The organism is Azospirillum melinis (genome assembly GCF_013340935.1).
In the GTDB taxonomy this organism is placed as follows: Bacteria; Pseudomonadota; Alphaproteobacteria; order Azospirillales; family Azospirillaceae; genus Azospirillum; species Azospirillum melinis.
This window is the reverse complement of the sequence record NZ_WHOS01000005.1, coordinates 1-14,343: the sequence shown is the minus strand read 5'-3', so window position 1 is coordinate 14,343 and position 14,343 is coordinate 1. Positions and strand designations below refer to the sequence as shown.

Sequence of the window (14,343 nt, the reverse complement as noted above, 5' to 3'; positions counted from 1 at the left end):
AAAAATTGCGCCTCAGAACAGGAAATAGCGCTGCGCCATCGGCAAGACCTCGGCTGGTTCGCAGGTCAGCAGCTGTCCGTCCGCCCGCACCTCGTAGGTCTCCGGGTCCACCTCGATGTGCGGGGTGGCGTCGTTGTGGATCATGTCCTTCTTCCCGACGGTGCGGGTGCCCTTGACGGCGATCAGCTCGCGGTGCAGACCAAGCTGGCGGCCGACCTCCAGTTCCAGTGCCTTGCCACTGACGAAGGTCACGCTGCTGGCCTGCATCGCCCGGCCGAAGGCGCCGAACATCGGGCGGTAATGCACCGGCTGCGGCGTTGGGATCGAGGCGTTGGGATCGCCCATCAGCGCGGCAGCGATGGTGCCGCACTTGATCACCATGTCCGGCTTCACGCCGAAGAAGGCCGGCGACCACACCACCAGATCGGCCAGCTTGCCGACCTCGACCGAACCGACGACATGGGCGATGCCATGCGACAGCGCCGGGTTGATCGTGTATTTGGCGATGTAGCGCTTGACCCGGAAATTGTCGTTGTCGCCGGTCTCCTGCGGCAGCCGGCCGCGCTGCAGCTTCATCTTGTGGGCGGTCTGCCAGGTGCGGATCACCACCTCGCCCAGCCGGCCCATCGCCTGGCTGTCCGACGAGATCATGGAGAAGACGCCCAGATCGTGCAGGATGTCTTCCGCCGCGATGGTCTCGCGCCGGATGCGGCTTTCGGCGAAGGCGACGTCCTCCGGGATGCGCGGGCTGAGGTGATGGCACACCATCAGCATGTCGAGATGCTCGTCCACCGTGTTGATGGTGAAGGGCCGCGTCGGGTTGGTCGAGCTGGGCAGCACGTTGGCGAGGCTGGCCACCCGGATGATGTCCGGCGCGTGTCCGCCGCCCGCCCCTTCGGTGTGGAAGGTGTGGATGGTGCGGCCCTTGAACGCCGCGATGGTGTCCTCGACGAAGCCCGATTCGTTCAGCGTGTCGGTGTGGATCGCCACCTGGACGTCCAGCTGGTCGGCCACGGTCAGGCAGGTGTCGATGGAGTCGGGTGTGGTGCCCCAATCCTCGTGCAGCTTCAGGCCACAGGCGCCGGCGGCGACCTGCTCCAGCAGCGCGTCGGGGCGGCTGGTGTTGCCCTTGCCGAAGAAGCCGAGGTTGATCGGCAGCCCTTCGGCGGCCTGGAGCATCCGCTCCATGTGCCACGGCCCCGGCGTGCAGGTGGTGGCCGAGGTGCCGGCGGCCGGGCCGGTGCCGCCGCCCAGCATGGTGGTGACGCCGCTGTTCAGCGCCTCGTCCACCTGCTGCGGGCAGATGAAATGGATGTGGGCATCGATGCCGCCGGCGGTGACGATCTTGCCTTCGCCGGCGATCACCTCGGTGCCCGGACCGATGATGATGTCGACGCCGGGCTGGATGTCGGGGTTGCCGGCCTTGCCGATGGCGGCGATGCGCCCGCCGGTGATGCCGATGTCGGCCTTGACGATGCCCCAATGGTCGATGATCAGGGCGTTGGTGATGACGGTGTCGACGGCTCCCTGGTGGCGCGAGCGCTGGCTTTGCCCCATGCCGTCGCGGATCACCTTGCCGCCGCCGAACTTCACCTCTTCGCCATAGACGGTGTGGTCGCGTTCGACCTCGACGATCAGGTCGGTGTCGGCCAGCCGGATGCGGTCGCCGGTGGTCGGGCCGTAGAGAGCCGCATATTCGGCCCGGTCGATGCGGTGCGCCATTGTCGTTCGCCCTTCCTGTCGGCCCGTCAGAGGGCGCCGTTGACCTTGCGGTTGAAGCCGATGACCACCCGGTCGCCGCCATAGGCGACCAGCGTCACGCGCCGGGTCTGGCCGGGCTCGAAGCGCACCGCCGTCCCGGCGGGAATGTCGAGCCGGAAGCCTCTGGCCTGCTCGCGGTCGAAGGTCAGCGCGCTGTTGGTTTCATAGAAGTGGAAGTGCGAGCCGACCTGGATCGGGCGGTCGCCGGCATTGGCGACGTCGAGTTCGACGGTGGCACGGCCATCGTTCAGCACGATCTCGCCGGCCGCCGGGAAGATTTCACCGGGTTTCATCGGGCATCCCCTCTCAACGGATCGGCTGGTGGACGGTGACGAGCTTGGTGCCGTCGGGGAAGGTCGCCTCGACCTGGATGTCGTGGATCATGTCGGCCACGCCATCCATCACCTGCTCGCGGGTCAGCACGGTAGCGCCGTCCCGCATCAGCTCTGCCACCGTGCGGCCGTCGCGCGCACCCTCCACCACGTAATCGGTGATGAGGGCGACCGCCTCCGGGTGGTTCAGCTTGACCCCACGCTCCAACCGCCGCCGCGCCACCATAGCCGCCATCGCGACGAGCAGCTTGTCCTTCTCGCGCCCTGTCAGGTTCATCGGGGGATTGCCCTTTCGCCACCCTGTTCGTTGCCGGCGATTATGCCACGCCGGAGCGGCACGCCAAGTGCGTCGTATGACGTAGAGGGTTGAAAGTGCTGGCAAGCGGAGCCTGAACGTTGCCGTCAGACCTCCCACAGCCGCGGCAGGCGGGTGGGCAGGCCCGCGGCTTCGGCGCGCAGGCCCGACCACAGTGCCGCATAGGCGCGCCGCACGGCGCGGGCATCGCCGCCGAGGATGCGGACGATCAGCAGGCCGTCGAGCGCGGTGGCGCCGATGCGGGCGCCCTCGATCGGCTCGGCCAGTGCACGGACCGCATCGAGGTGGCGGGCGGCGTCGGGAGCGACATGGAGAAGGGTGGCGCAGGCGGCGGCACCGCCGAAGCCGGCGGGATGGACCAGCGCCTCGGCGATGTCGTCATCCAGATGCAGGGCGTCGGCCCAGACCAGGCGGCCGTCGCGGGCAACCTCCCAGGCGTCGCGGATCAGGCCGCGGGTGACCGTCTCGCCGAAGGCGGCGCGGCCGAAGACCAGCATCTCGCCGGCGATGGCGCGGCCGTCGCCCGACAGGTCGATCCGGGTCAGGCGGCGCAGGCGGGAGCCTTCGAAGACGATGGCTTCCTGCGGCATCCATTCCAGCCAGCCGCCCTCCTCCACCGACAGGGCGGTGTCGATGCGGCAGTCGGCGCCGGTGGAGCGATAGACCTTCTCTGCCGCCTGGGTGCTGATCAGCGCTTTGGCGCCTGCCCCGACGGACAGGGCGATGTCCATGCGGTCGCCACCGACCATTCCGCCCGAAGTTGTGGCGAGCACCGCGATGGGAAGGTCATCGCGGCGCGGCGTCGGCATCAGCACCCGCAGCGGGTCATGGTGGTAAAGCGTCGCCAGCCGGGTCTGGCCGTGGCGACGTTCAAACCGGACGGTGGCGGCGCCATGGACGGCGACCTTCTTTTCCTCGCGCACCTTTTGCCCGCCCGCCGACTCTTCCGGCCTGCCGGCCACCGCCACCTGAACCAAGCGCCCGCTCCTCACTGGATCGTAGGGGCGCCAGTCTGCCGGAAGCGGGGCCGTTCAGGCAATGCGGACTCTTCAGCCCTCTCCAGTGAAGCAGCCGTTGCGGGCGGCGACCACCGCAACCTGGGTGCGGTTGCGCACGCCAAGCTTCTGCATGATCGCGCGCACATGCACCTTCACCGTGCCTTCCAGCACGCCCAGGCCGCGGGCGATCTCCTTGTTGGAATGGCCGGCCAGCAGAAGCTCGAACACGTCGCGCTGGCGGTCGGTCAACCGGTCCAGAATGTCGTCGTTGCCACGTGGTCCCTCGGCCAGCGCCCCATTCAGCACGGCACGCGGCAGCGGCAGGAAGATGTCGCCGCTGAGCGCCAGCGAGATGGCATGCTCCAGCACCTCCGGCGGGCTGGTCTTCAGCACATAGCCGCGGGCGCCCATGCGAACGCTGTCGACGATGTCGGCCACCTCGTCCGAGTTGGTCAGGATCAGGACCGGCACCTCGCCAAGAGCCTCTTTCAGACGGCGCAGCCCGGCGATGGCGCCGCCGCCCGCGTCATCCTCATCCACACGCGGTGGGCCGGGGTCGTACAGAACAAGGGCCAGCTCGGGAGTCTGGCGGCCAACGTTCAGCGCTTCATCCAACGACCCGGCCTCCAGCACGCGCGTCCCAGGGCAGATCTCACCGATGGACAGCGCAAAGCCATGGCGGACCATCGGCTGCTCGTCGACCACCAGAAAAATCCGCGTGGGATTGCCCGCGCTACGCGAACCACCGCGCGCTTGAAGCTCGAACTCCATCGTGTCCCCTTATTCTCAGCGGACCGCCTCTCAGTAGGGCCAAGAACACCAAAAAGCCCCAACGGGAAAGCGGTTCATTCGCGCCGCTCCTTGGCGCAGCTACCCCTAAATATCGAATGAATGGATCCACGATCATTTTCACCGCAAATCCGATCTATTGGCTGTGACTTTCCTGTTCTCACCTTGCGCTGTTGGTTAATGAACCGTATAAATCATCCCAGCATGAAGCGTAAAGCCCGCTGTTCCGAACAATATTGTTCTAATTTTCTATGTTCGGAGTCCGTGCGGACCGGACCAACCGGTCCGGTCCTTTTCCTGGACCTTCAGGCGCGGAACAAAAGGGGGGATCGCCGCCGCCCGGAAAAAGGGCGGCTCAGCGGAGGATGATCGATGACGACATGGACTGTGATGCTGGTTGACCACGACCGGCTGTTTTCTGCGGCACTGGCAACGTTGATCGGCGGCGGCCCCTTCCGGGTCAGCGCCCATGCGGCCAGCGCCGACGACGCGCTCGACCTGATTGCCGACGGCGAGGAACCTGACCTGATCGTGCTGGCGCTGCAGGATGGCATGCCGGAGGAGATCGCCGGCATTCGGAGGTTGCGCGACGGCACCTCCGCCCGGATCGCCGTGCTCGCCGACACCATTGCCGACCGCAGCCTGTCGCAGTCGCTGAAGGCCGGCGCCGACGCCTATCTGAACAAGAGCATGTCGAGCGAGAGCCTGCTGCGCTCCCTTCGGCTGGTGATGCTGGGCGAAGTGGTCTATCCCACCCATGTCGCCGGCCTGCTGATGGCCGCCGCCAACGAACGCCCGCAGCACACCCCCACCCCGATTGCCATGCCGCCCAGCGGCGACCTGTCGAAGCGCGAGGTGCAGATCCTGCGCTGCCTGCTGGCCGGTCAGTCGAACAAGGCCATCGCGCGCAACCTGCACATCACCGAATCGACGGTGAAGATGCATTTCAAGAACGTGATGCGGAAGATCAACGCGCAGAACCGCACCCAGGCCGCGGTGTGGGCCATCCAGAACGGCTTGTCGCCGCTGGTGACGGCGTAGGGTCTGCCGAGAGGGTTCCGTCAGAAAGGGCGCCCCCTCCCCTCCAATACATTCGATAGCCCTCCTCCCTCCCCCGCTTCGCGGGAGAGGGATAGGCAGGGAGCAAATCTGCGCCCTTACTCCGCCGCGTGGCGATGGCCGGCGTGACGGCCTTCGCAGAACTCCTCGATCATCTTGCGGCAGAAGGCCGGAATGTCGTCCGGTTTGCGCGACGTGACCAGCCCATGGTCGGTCACCACCTGCTCGTCCACCCAACTGGCGCCCGCGTTGCGCAGGTCGGTCTGCAAGGACGGCCAGGAGGTCATGCGTTTGCCGCGCACGCCGCCGGCATCGATCAGCGTCCAGGGGCCGTGGCAGATCGCGGCGATGGGGCGGCCGGACTCCACGAAACTCTTCACGAACTCGATCGCCTTCGGCTCCAGCCGCAGCGAATCCGGGTTCATCACCCCTCCGGGCAGCAGCAGCGCGTCGTAGCGCCCGGCATCGGCCTGGTCGAGCGTCACGTCGACATCGACCATGTCGCCGCGGTCATGGTGATTCCAGCCTTGAATCCGCCCGCCCTTGGGGGCGACCACATGCACGGTGGCGCCGGCATCGATCAGCGCCTTCACCGGTTCGGTCAGTTCCACCTGTTCGAAGCCGTCGGTGGCGAGCACGGCAACGGTCTTTCCATCGAGTTTCTGAGCCATCGAGGGGGCCTCCTTCACTGTCGGTCATCCCGCAGCAACCGGATTACCCCTGGATGGTTCCCTGGGAACTGTCCCGCAATTCCCATGTTGATTGTGACATACGAGACACACATCAGCGATGGGAGCCGAAATCATGAGGTTCCAGACCCTGTTGGCCGGCCTTGCGCTGGCGGCAACCCTGCCATTCGCCCACATCGAGTCGGTACAGGCCGCGGATCCGCGCGGCGGTGACGACCTTGTCGGGCTCGAAGTGACCGGTCTGCTCGGCGAGGAGCTGGGCCAGATCGTTTCCGTGTCGCCCAGCGCCGACGGCAAGGACATCAGCATCCTGGTCGAGGCCAGCGGCATGCTGGATGTCGGCCACCGCTTCTTCACCGTCCGCCGCTCGCAACTGTCGCCGGGCGAGGACGAGGACACGGTGACCTACAAGAAGACCGCGCAGGACGTGATCCGCCGCCTGCACGCCGACACCCAGGTTGCGGAGCGCTGATCGCCAGCGCTCCGGACCCGTCTCGAAGCGGTCAGGCCGGTTCGTCGGGGTGGCAGGGTTTGCAGCCGGTGGGCCAGGGCTCGCCCAGATCCTCCACCATCACGCGCCAGGACGGCGCATCGAGGCGGACACAGCCGCCACCGGCGAAATGCAGGGCGACGCCGCCCTCCACCGTCTCCATCGACAGCAGCTCCATGATGCGGCCGCGTTCCTTCAGGTCGAAGCCGCGCAGCTTGGCACCGGTGACCCCCTCCACCCTCAGGCCGCAATGGACCCGCTCATAGGGGGCCAGAACGTCGTCATCGGCGGACGGCCCGGGACGCGGGCCGTCGGCGGCCTCCCAGCGGAAGCGGTTGACGACCATGACGAACCGCTTCTCGTCGGGCTGGAAGCACATGTCGCCGACCGGCAGGATGGCGTCCTGCAGGCAGGCGGAGACGACCTTCAGATCCTCCTCGTCTTCGGCGCGCAGGCGGATCGGGGTCATGGCTGGGGCCGTCATGTTCGGGGGCACCTCTCGGGAAAGGCCAACCTCAGGGGATGGCGGGAGGGGCACCCCCGCCGTTCACTCGTCGCCGCCGTGGATGCGTTCGATCTCCGCACCGCAGGCGGCCAGCTTCTCCTCCACCCGCTCATAGCCGCGGTCGAGGTGGTAGACGCGGTTGACCGTCGTCTCCCCCTCCGCCGCCAGCCCGGCGAGCACCAGCGACACAGAAGCGCGCAGATCCGTCGCCATCACGGGCGCGCCGGTCAGCCGCTCCACGCCGCGCACCAGGGCCGACGAGCCGTGGACCGTGATCCGCGCGCCCATGCGGGTCAGCTCCGGCGCGTGCATGAACCGGTTCTCGAAGATCGTCTCCGTGATCATCGCGGCACCCGTCGCCGTGCACATCAGGGCCATCATCTGGGCCTGAAGGTCGGTGGGGAAGCCGGGGAACGGCTCGGTCATCACATCGACGCCGTGCAGTTCACCGTTCGCGCGCGACACGCGGATCCCGTTCTCGATCTCCTCGAAGGCGACGCCGGCCGGAGCCAGCGCCTTGACCGCCGCTTTGATCAAATCGAGACGGGTGTTCATGATGTCAAGACGGCCACCGGTGATGGCGGCGGCCATGGCATAGGTGCCGGTCTCGATGCGGTCGGCCACCACCATGTGGCGGGCGCCGTGCAACCGGTCGACACCCTCGACCACCAGCCGGTCGGTGCCGATGCCGGTGATCTTCGCCCCCATCTTGACCAAGCATTCGGCAAGGTCGGTCACCTCCGGCTCGCGCGCGGCGTTGACAAGGATGGTGGTGCCCTTGGCGAGCGTGGCCGCCATCAGCAGGTTCTCGGTCGCGCCGACCGACACCTTGGGGAAGACGTATTCCGCACCGCGCAGACCGCCCGCCGGGGCCTTGGCGACGATGTAGCCGGCATCGATCCGGATGTCGGCGCCCATCGCCTCCAGACCCTTGATGTGCAGGTCCACCGGACGCGCGCCGATGGCGCAGCCGCCGGGCAGCGACACCTTGGCCTCGCCGCAGCGGGCCAGCAGCGGACCCAGCACCAGCACGCTGGCGCGCATCTTGCGCACCAGATCGTAGGGGGCGGTGGTGTTGGTGATGTCGCGCGCGGTGAAGTCCACGGCGCGGCCGGCGCAATCGCCGCCCGCCCCGGCCATGTGGATCGCCACGCCGTGCTGCAGCAGCAGATTGCACAGCGTGTTGATGTCGGCCAGGATCGGCAGGTTGGTCAGCGTCAGCGTCTCGTCGGTGAGAAGAGACGCCGTCATCAGCGGCAGGGCGGCGTTCTTGGCGCCACCAACGGTGATGGAGCCGTTCAGCGGGCGGCCGCCGCGGATGCGGATCTTGTCCATGGACCTGTTTCTTTCGCAGATACGCTTTTGAAGGCGTTCAGAGAGGAGCGCTCAGAGCCGGGGCAGCGTGACGCCCTTCTGCCCCATGTATTTGCCGGACTTGTCGGCGTAGGACACCTCGCACACGCTGTCGCCCTTCAGGAACAGGAACTGGCACAGCCCCTCGTTCGCATAGACCTTGGCGGGCAGCGGGGTGGTGTTGGAGATCTCCAGCGTGACGTGGCCTTCCCACTCCGGCTCCAGCGGGGTGACGTTCACGATCAGACCGCAGCGGGCATAGGTGCTCTTGCCCAGGCAGATGACCAGAACGTCGCGCGGGATGCGGAAATATTCCACCGTGCGGGCCAGCGCGAAGCTGTTCGGCGGGATGATGCAGACGTCGGTCTTGCGGTCGACGAAGCTCGAATCGTCGAAGCGCTTCGGGTCGACGATGGCGTTGTCGACGTTGGTGAAGATCTTGAACTCATCGGCGACCCGGGCGTCGTAGCCGTAGGACGACACGCCGTAGGAAATCACGCCTTCGCGCTTCTGGGTCTCGACGAAGGGCTCGATCATGCCCTTTGTCTCGGCCATCTCGCGGATCCAGCTGTCCGGCATGATGCCCATCGCGGGGGTACTCCTTGGCGTATCGATTGGATGGAGGGGTCGTGAAGGCTGGTTTGTAACCGAGCACGCGGCGGCGCTCAAGGAAAGGTGGACCGCTTGGCGCGCATGGACGGTTCTTTATCACGGCGCTGGTCTTCGCCGCCGCGGCGTCTAAGCTCGGCGTCCATGAGCCAGAACTTCATCCTGTCCGTGACGGACACCCCCGCCCCGGCCGACCTGGCTGGAATTTACGAGGGCCTGCGCGCCTACAACGAGGCGTCGCTGGGCCGGGCCTATGACCGCCGCGATCTGGTGGCCGCCGCCCGCGATGCGGACGGTGCGCTGAAGGGTGGGCTGGTCGGCTACACCAACTGGGAGTGGCTGTATGTCGACCTGCTGTGGGTGGACGACTCCACGCGCGGCAGCGGTCTCGGCAGCCGGTTGCTGGCCGCGGCGGAGGCGGAGGCGAAGGCCCGCGGCTGCCGCTGGTCGCGGCTCTACACCTATGATTTCCAGGCGCCCGGCTTCTACCCGAAGCAAGGTTATGAGGTATGGGCGGAGATGGAAGGCTACCCGCCGGGGCACAGGCAGATCTGGTTCAGGAAGGATCTGGCCTAAAGCGGTTTGGCGTGAGCGAACACGTCCCTCCCCCGATTTCGGGAGAGGGACGGGTCCGGAAGAGGCACTATTCCCCACGCTGCCGCGCCTGCTCCTTGCGCTTGCGCAGGTTCTCGCGCAGGCGGGTGGCAAGGCGTTCGTCGCGGCCCGATGCCGCCGGCTTCGGCTTCACCGGAACCGGCGGCGGGGTCGTGGTTTCGGCGGTGTCGTCCATCGGCGCGGCTCCGCCCCGGATGTCAGTGGTCGGAATGGTGCAGGATCTGGTCGCGCAGGCCGGTGTCGTATTCGACGCCGGTAGCCGTCAGGATAGCGGCGGCGGGCGTGCGCTTCACGATGCCCTTGCGCTCCAGGATGGTCCACACGGCGTCGTTCTGCAGGCCGGTAGCGTCCTTTGCGGCAACGACGGCATGGCCGAGATGGAAATGGTTGCCGTGGGCGTGCGGCAGGCCGGTGATCATGAAGCCACCCTCCTCGTCCTCGGCCGGCTTGTTCTCCAGGCGGGCGATCTCCTGCAGCAGGGTCAGGGTGCGCAGCTGCAGCGGGTTCAGATTCAGCGGATTCTTCTTCGGGGGCATCGATCGTCCCATCGGTCCTGATGTGTCGCGGTCGCGCAGTAGACCGGCAGGGCGGATCGACTGTCAAGCATGCGAACCGGTCGGTGGATGCTGGTGGATGGAGGCTGGCGCCCCAACCGCCGCTGGGGCATAAGACCGGCGGACCATCGTCACATAGGGTGTCGGACCATGACCATCCTCGTCACCGGGGCCGCCGGCTTCATCGGATCGCATGTCGCGGCTGCACTGCTGGACCGCGGGGAGAGCGTTCTCGGCATCGACAACCTGAACGGCTATTACGCCGTGGCGCTGAAGGAAGCGCGGCTGGCCCGACTGACCGGCCGGGACGGCTTCCGCTTCATCAAGGCCGACATCTCCGACCGCGCGACGGTGGAGGGGTTGTGGCCGCAGTTCGAGGATGTGACGGGTGTCGTCCACTTGGCGGCGCAGCCGGGCGTGCGCTACTCCATCGAAAACCCCTATGCCTACGTCGACGCCAACGTCACCGGTCAGGTGACGCTGCTGGAGGCGGCGCGGCGCATGCCGGGCCTGCGGCATTTCGTTTACGCCTCGACCTCGTCGGTCTATGGCGCCAACCGCAAGATGCCCTTCTCGGTGGAGGACCGAGTCGACAGTCCGGTGTCGGTCTATGCCGCCACCAAGAAGGCGGCGGAGATGCTGGCCTTCACCTACAGCCACCTCTATCAGCTGCCGATGACCGGCTTGCGATTCTTCACGGTCTACGGCCCGTGGAGCCGCCCGGACATGGCGACATGGCTGTTCGCCGACGCCATCACCGCCGGCCGGCCGATTCGCGTCTTCAACGGCGGCAAGATGAAGCGCGACTTCACCTATATCGACGATATTGTTGCCGGCGTGCTGGCCGCCCTCGACCGCCCGGCACCGGTGGACGAGGAGACCGGCGCCCCGCACCGCGTCTTCAACCTCGGCAACAACCGGTGCGAGGAGCTGATGCGCTTCATCGGCGTGCTGGAACAGGCCTTGGGCCGCGAGGCGGTGAAGGTGATGGAGCCGATGCAGGCCGGCGACGTGCATGAGACCGCCGCCGACATAGAGCTGAGCCGCCAGTTGCTGGGCTTCGAACCGAGGACCCCCATCGAGATCGGCCTGCCCCGCTTTGTGGAGTGGTACAAGGGCTATCACAAGCTCTGACCCTCCCCTCTCCTCCACCATCCGAGCCGCCATGACCTCCACCGCCTATTCGACCGCGCTGATCGGCGTCTTCCTGCTATGTCTGGCAGTCGGCTGGTACCTGTCGACACGGGTGCTGCGCTATCTCCTCGCCAGCAGCATCATGGACATCCCGAACGACCGGTCGAGCCATCAGGCACCGACCCCGCGCGGCGGCGGATGGGCGGTGATGCTGACGGTGGTGCCGGTCTTCGCCATCGCCGGACTCGTCCTGGGCCGGCCACTGGCGACCGGGGCCGTTCTGCTGGGCACGCTGGCGTTGATGGGGGTGTCCTGGATGGACGACCGGCGCACCCTGTCACCGCTGCTGCGGCTGGCGGTGCAGGCGCTGGCGGTGGCGTTCGGACTGCTGGCGCTGCCTGCGGACCAGCTGGTCTGGCAGGGCTGGCTGCCCTGGGGCCTGGACCGGGCAGCGACGGCCTTTCTGTGGCTGTGGTTCGTCAACCTCTACAATTTCATGGACGGCATCGACGGGCTGGCCGGCAGCGAAACCGTCCTGATCGGCGGCGGCGTGGCTCTGGTATCGCTGGTGATGGGGGATTTCGGGTTGATAGGGGTCACCGGAGCGGCGCTGGCCGGGGCGGCGGCGGGGTTCCTGACCCACAATTGGCGGCCGGCCCGCATGTTCATGGGCGATGTCGGCAGCATTCCGCTCGGCCATATCCTGGCCTTCCTGCTGGCCTCGCTGGCGGCCCGCGGCGATTGGGCCGCCGCGCTGATCCTGCCGGCCTATTACCTGACCGATGCCACCATCACGCTGCTGCGCCGCCTGCTGCGCGGCGAGAAGATCTGGCAGGCCCACCGCGAGCATTTCTATCAGAAGGCCGCCAAGGGCGTGGGCCGGCATGACCGTGTGGTGCTGACGATCATCGCCTACAGCCTCATCCTCGTCGCCGCCGCGCTGGCCGCCGGCAGCTTCGGCGCCTGGACGCTGGCGCCGGGGGCGATCGCCGTCGCGCTGCTGCTGGCGACGCTGACGCGCATGGCGAAGGTCTGATCCGATGAGCGCCGCTTTCCTCGACCTGTCCGTCGTCCTCTATCATCCCGACCCGGAGCTGCTGGCCCGCTCCCTCGACACCATCGGTGCCGCCGCCGACCGGCTGACCGAGGGAGCCGGGGTGCGGACCCGGCTGTGGATCGTCGACAATGGCGCACCGAAGGGCAGCGACTCAGGCTCCAATCCGTTCCGGGCGTTGCTCGACAGCTACGCGGCAGCCGGACGCCCGCCGGTGATGCTGATCGCCGGGCACGGCAATGTCGGCTATGGCGCCGGGCACAATCTGGCGATCCGGCAGGGCGACGCGCCCTACCACCTGATCCTGAATTACGACATCCTGCTGGAGCCGGACGCGCTGCTGGCCGGCTGGCGCTACATGGAGGCGCATCCGCGCACCGTGCTGCTGACGCCCAAGGTGTTCGGCCCGTCGGGTGAGCAGGAATTCCTGTGCAAGCGCCGGCCGACCGTGCTGGATCTGGGGTTGCGCGCCTTCGCCCCCGGATCCGTGAAGCGGATGTTCGCCAAGCGGCTCGACCGCTACGAGATGCGCGACGTCACCCGAGACGCCGTCGTGACCGGGCTGGAGCAGGTCAGCGGCGCCTTCATGCTGTTCCGGCGCGACGCGCTGACCCGGCTGGGCGGCTTCGACGACGGCTATTTCCTGTATTTCGAGGATTTCGACCTGTCGCGCCGGGCGATAGCGCTGGGCGAGATTGCCTACGTGCCGGATGTCCGCATGGTGCATTTCGGCGGCAAGGCGGCGCGCAAGGGCGGCGCGCACATCAGGATGTTCGCCCGTTCCGCCCTACGCTTTTTCAATACCCACGGCTGGCGGCTGGTCTGACCGGCGCGACAGCCGGCATCCCGGCCGGCCACGCGTCTTCAGCAGCAGCGGGTTCCAGGCGATCATGCGGGCAACCTGCCCAAGCGTCGCCTTGCGGCCATGCTGGATGGCCCTGCGCTTGGCGATCATCCCCGGCAGTCCGCGCAGCGCGTCGCGGATGCCGCGGCCGATTGCGCCGGTGCGCCCGCTGCCCAGGCTGCGGAAGACCAGATAGACCACCAGCAGCGAATGGCCGAAGAAGGCCAGCGGCAGCAGCGGCAGCGGCATGTTCTTCACCATCGTCCACACCAGATTGCGGACGCCGTGATACTGGGCGAAGGTGCCGTACTGCTTCGACACGCCGCTGCTGACATGCTCCACCACCGCGTCGCCGACCTGCGCCGCCGGTCCGCCGCTGAGCCGGATGCGGAAGCCGAGGTCGACATCCTCGCAATAGCAGAAGAAATCCTCGTCGAAGCCGCCGACCGCCTCGAAATAGTCGCGCCGGTACATGGCCGCCGCCGCACAGGGCGAGAAGACCGCTCCGCTGTAATAGGGTGGCTTGAGCATGCGGCGGTAGTTGACCCGCCAGGCGAAGCCGAAGATCGAATACTGGTCGCCCTCGCCGTCGATCATCCGGGGATCGTGCGAGAAAAGCTGTGTCGAGCCGAACATCGCCACATCGGGCTGCGCATGGGCGGCGGCCTGCAGCCGCTCCATCCAGTCGCGGCGCGGGAAAGCGTCGGGGTTCAGCGTGACGATCCAGGGGACGGTGGCGCCGGCGGCGCCGACGTTGTTGGCCTTGGCGAAGCCGACATTCGTGTCCATCCGCACCATGCGAAAGCGCGGATCGGCGGGCAGGGCGATGCCGTCGACATCCTTGGAGGCATTGTCGACGATCACCACCTCGAAGGCGGGATCGGTCTGGTCGAGCAGACAGCCAATGACGCGATTGACGAAGTCTGCGCAATTAAAGCTGACGATGATGATCCGGCTGTGCCGATCATTTGCACCGTCGACGGTATGTGACATGTCTTGGTAGCGTCCTTATTCACGCGTCCCTCTCCAGCTTATAGCCATTCCGACACCCGACCGAAAGCTGGAAAAGGGTCTTGGGGCTTTGCGCCGTGGCACCACCCGGCCAAACCGGATACTAGGGTACGGACCCATAAAGAGCCTTTCCGTCAGTGAGCCGTTGTGATTCAACGCCCTGGAAAGGGGCTTTGCGATGAGCGACGGTCAGTTCTGGTTGACGGTGGAGCAGTTTGGGCGGCTTGAAC

At 67.0% G+C, this 14,343-nt stretch carries 18 protein-coding genes; 6 read left to right on the top strand and 12 right to left on the bottom strand.

Translation table 11 applies throughout. The features are described 5' to 3' along the window. Positions 1 to 12: 12 nt before the first annotated feature. The 5 genes from ureC to GBZ48_RS35950 all read right to left on the bottom strand — a co-directional run bounded on the left by ureC (position 13) and on the right by GBZ48_RS35950 (position 4,112). On the bottom strand, positions 13 to 1,722 hold the full coding sequence (gene ureC / locus GBZ48_RS05690) for an urease subunit alpha (RefSeq protein WP_174470150.1): 1,710 nt from the start codon (positions 1,720 to 1,722) through the stop codon (positions 13 to 15). 26 nt (positions 1,723 to 1,748) lie between these two features. After that, positions 1,749 to 2,054, bottom strand: a complete 306-nt coding sequence (locus GBZ48_RS05685; protein ID WP_109050870.1) for an urease subunit beta — start codon at positions 2,052 to 2,054, stop codon at positions 1,749 to 1,751. Positions 2,055 to 2,067: 13 nt separating this feature from the next. Continuing rightward, positions 2,068 to 2,370 (bottom strand): urease subunit gamma, encoded by a 303-nt coding sequence (locus tag GBZ48_RS05680; RefSeq protein WP_109050871.1) that lies wholly within the window; start codon positions 2,368 to 2,370, stop codon positions 2,068 to 2,070. A gap of 125 nt (positions 2,371 to 2,495) precedes the next feature. Next, complete coding sequence (locus tag GBZ48_RS05675) at positions 2,496 to 3,377, bottom strand: urease accessory protein UreD (RefSeq protein WP_343049361.1); 882 nt, start codon at positions 3,375 to 3,377, stop codon at positions 2,496 to 2,498. An 81-nt stretch (positions 3,378 to 3,458) separates the two neighbouring features. Beyond that, the gene (locus tag GBZ48_RS35950; protein WP_343049312.1) at positions 3,459 to 4,112 is read right to left on the bottom strand and encodes a LuxR C-terminal-related transcriptional regulator; all 654 of its coding nucleotides are present in this window, start codon (positions 4,110 to 4,112) and stop codon (positions 3,459 to 3,461) included. Positions 4,113 to 4,568: 456 nt separating this feature from the next. Between GBZ48_RS35950 and GBZ48_RS05665 the strand changes: the two genes are divergently transcribed. Continuing rightward, entirely contained in the window at positions 4,569 to 5,237 is a 669-nt protein-coding gene (locus GBZ48_RS05665; protein WP_174470148.1) for a LuxR C-terminal-related transcriptional regulator, read from the top strand. Positions 5,238 to 5,353: 116 nt separating this feature from the next. On the opposite strand, the gene GBZ48_RS05660 is transcribed toward GBZ48_RS05665, so the two are convergent. Beyond that, complete coding sequence (locus GBZ48_RS05660; RefSeq protein ID WP_174470147.1) at positions 5,354 to 5,926, bottom strand: type 1 glutamine amidotransferase domain-containing protein; 573 nt, start codon at positions 5,924 to 5,926, stop codon at positions 5,354 to 5,356. 133 nt (positions 5,927 to 6,059) lie between these two features. Here GBZ48_RS05660 and GBZ48_RS05655 point away from each other — a divergent pair, with 133 nt between their 5' ends. Further along, positions 6,060 to 6,416, top strand: coding sequence for a hypothetical protein (locus GBZ48_RS05655; RefSeq protein ID WP_174470146.1), 357 nt, complete (start codon positions 6,060 to 6,062; stop codon positions 6,414 to 6,416). A gap of 31 nt (positions 6,417 to 6,447) precedes the next feature. Here GBZ48_RS05655 and GBZ48_RS05650 read toward each other — a convergent pair whose 3' ends face one another. The 3 genes from GBZ48_RS05650 to dcd form a co-directional block, all read right to left on the bottom strand. Then, complete coding sequence (locus GBZ48_RS05650) at positions 6,448 to 6,918, bottom strand: DUF2948 family protein (RefSeq protein WP_109050876.1); 471 nt, start codon at positions 6,916 to 6,918, stop codon at positions 6,448 to 6,450. A gap of 63 nt (positions 6,919 to 6,981) precedes the next feature. Continuing rightward, positions 6,982 to 8,274 carry a UDP-N-acetylglucosamine 1-carboxyvinyltransferase gene (gene murA, locus GBZ48_RS05645; RefSeq protein ID WP_109050877.1) on the bottom strand — a complete coding sequence of 431 codons (1,293 nt, stop codon included), beginning with the start codon at positions 8,272 to 8,274 and terminating at the stop codon, positions 6,982 to 6,984. A 51-nt stretch (positions 8,275 to 8,325) separates the two neighbouring features. Then, a complete protein-coding gene (gene dcd, locus GBZ48_RS05640; RefSeq protein ID WP_014248468.1) occupies positions 8,326 to 8,880 on the bottom strand; it encodes a dCTP deaminase in 555 nt (184 codons plus the stop codon). Positions 8,881 to 9,045: 165 nt separating this feature from the next. On the opposite strand from dcd, the gene GBZ48_RS05635 reads away from it, so the two are divergent. Continuing rightward, complete coding sequence (locus GBZ48_RS05635) at positions 9,046 to 9,477, top strand: GNAT family N-acetyltransferase (RefSeq protein ID WP_174470145.1); 432 nt, start codon at positions 9,046 to 9,048, stop codon at positions 9,475 to 9,477. Between the two features lie 67 nt (positions 9,478 to 9,544). Here the strand turns inward: GBZ48_RS05635 and GBZ48_RS05630 are convergent, their stop codons facing one another. Both GBZ48_RS05630 and GBZ48_RS05625 read right to left on the bottom strand, forming a co-directional pair. Further along, positions 9,545 to 9,691, bottom strand: coding sequence for a hypothetical protein (locus GBZ48_RS05630; RefSeq protein ID WP_174470144.1), 147 nt, complete (start codon positions 9,689 to 9,691; stop codon positions 9,545 to 9,547). Positions 9,692 to 9,713: 22 nt separating this feature from the next. Then, a complete protein-coding gene (locus GBZ48_RS05625) occupies positions 9,714 to 10,052 on the bottom strand; it encodes a hypothetical protein (protein ID WP_109050879.1) in 339 nt (112 codons plus the stop codon). A 168-nt stretch (positions 10,053 to 10,220) separates the two neighbouring features. Here GBZ48_RS05625 and GBZ48_RS05620 point away from each other — a divergent pair, with 168 nt between their 5' ends. The 3 genes from GBZ48_RS05620 to GBZ48_RS05610 are packed head-to-tail and all read left to right on the top strand — an operon-like array spanning position 10,221 to position 13,084. Then, positions 10,221 to 11,204: an NAD-dependent epimerase/dehydratase family protein gene (locus tag GBZ48_RS05620; RefSeq protein WP_174470143.1), complete on the top strand. Its 984-nt coding sequence runs from the start codon at positions 10,221 to 10,223 to the stop codon at positions 11,202 to 11,204. Between the two features lie 31 nt (positions 11,205 to 11,235). Further along, complete coding sequence (locus tag GBZ48_RS05615; RefSeq protein WP_174470142.1) at positions 11,236 to 12,240, top strand: MraY family glycosyltransferase; 1,005 nt, start codon at positions 11,236 to 11,238, stop codon at positions 12,238 to 12,240. Positions 12,241 to 12,244: 4 nt separating this feature from the next. Next, positions 12,245 to 13,084, top strand: coding sequence for a glycosyltransferase family 2 protein (locus GBZ48_RS05610; protein WP_174470141.1), 840 nt, complete (start codon positions 12,245 to 12,247; stop codon positions 13,082 to 13,084). On the opposite strand, the gene GBZ48_RS05605 is transcribed toward GBZ48_RS05610, so the two are convergent. Then, a complete protein-coding gene (locus GBZ48_RS05605) occupies positions 13,046 to 14,095 on the bottom strand; it encodes a glycosyltransferase family 2 protein (RefSeq protein WP_174470140.1) in 1,050 nt (349 codons plus the stop codon). The two genes, GBZ48_RS05610 and GBZ48_RS05605, sit on opposite strands and share 39 nt — an antisense overlap. Between the last annotated feature and the right edge of the window lie 248 nt (positions 14,096 to 14,343).

What these genes read in the sequence shown, in the direction of transcription:
- ureC (WP_174470150.1), bottom strand. Translation starts at nt 1,722, where the DNA reads ATGGCGCACCGCATCGACCGGGCCGAATATGCGGCTCTCTACGGCCCG.
- GBZ48_RS05685 (WP_109050870.1), bottom strand. Translation starts at nt 2,054, where the DNA reads ATGAAACCCGGTGAAATCTTCCCGGCGGCCGGCGAGATCGTGCTGAAC.
- GBZ48_RS05680 (WP_109050871.1), bottom strand. Translation starts at nt 2,370, where the DNA reads ATGAACCTGACAGGGCGCGAGAAGGACAAGCTGCTCGTCGCGATGGCG.
- GBZ48_RS05665 (WP_174470148.1), top strand. Translation starts at nt 4,569, where the DNA reads ATGACGACATGGACTGTGATGCTGGTTGACCACGACCGGCTGTTTTCT.
- GBZ48_RS05660 (WP_174470147.1), bottom strand. Translation starts at nt 5,926, where the DNA reads ATGGCTCAGAAACTCGATGGAAAGACCGTTGCCGTGCTCGCCACCGAC.
- GBZ48_RS05655 (WP_174470146.1), top strand. Translation starts at nt 6,060, where the DNA reads ATGAGGTTCCAGACCCTGTTGGCCGGCCTTGCGCTGGCGGCAACCCTG.
- GBZ48_RS05650 (WP_109050876.1), bottom strand. Translation starts at nt 6,918, where the DNA reads ATGACGGCCCCAGCCATGACCCCGATCCGCCTGCGCGCCGAAGACGAG.
- murA (WP_109050877.1), bottom strand. Translation starts at nt 8,274, where the DNA reads ATGGACAAGATCCGCATCCGCGGCGGCCGCCCGCTGAACGGCTCCATC.
- dcd (WP_014248468.1), bottom strand. Translation starts at nt 8,880, where the DNA reads ATGGGCATCATGCCGGACAGCTGGATCCGCGAGATGGCCGAGACAAAG.
- GBZ48_RS05635 (WP_174470145.1), top strand. Translation starts at nt 9,046, where the DNA reads ATGAGCCAGAACTTCATCCTGTCCGTGACGGACACCCCCGCCCCGGCC.
- GBZ48_RS05630 (WP_174470144.1), bottom strand. Translation starts at nt 9,691, where the DNA reads ATGGACGACACCGCCGAAACCACGACCCCGCCGCCGGTTCCGGTGAAG.
- GBZ48_RS05625 (WP_109050879.1), bottom strand. Translation starts at nt 10,052, where the DNA reads ATGCCCCCGAAGAAGAATCCGCTGAATCTGAACCCGCTGCAGCTGCGC.
- GBZ48_RS05620 (WP_174470143.1), top strand. Translation starts at nt 10,221, where the DNA reads ATGACCATCCTCGTCACCGGGGCCGCCGGCTTCATCGGATCGCATGTC.
- GBZ48_RS05615 (WP_174470142.1), top strand. Translation starts at nt 11,236, where the DNA reads ATGACCTCCACCGCCTATTCGACCGCGCTGATCGGCGTCTTCCTGCTA.
- GBZ48_RS05610 (WP_174470141.1), top strand. Translation starts at nt 12,245, where the DNA reads ATGAGCGCCGCTTTCCTCGACCTGTCCGTCGTCCTCTATCATCCCGAC.
- GBZ48_RS05605 (WP_174470140.1), bottom strand. Translation starts at nt 14,095, where the DNA reads ATGTCACATACCGTCGACGGTGCAAATGATCGGCACAGCCGGATCATC.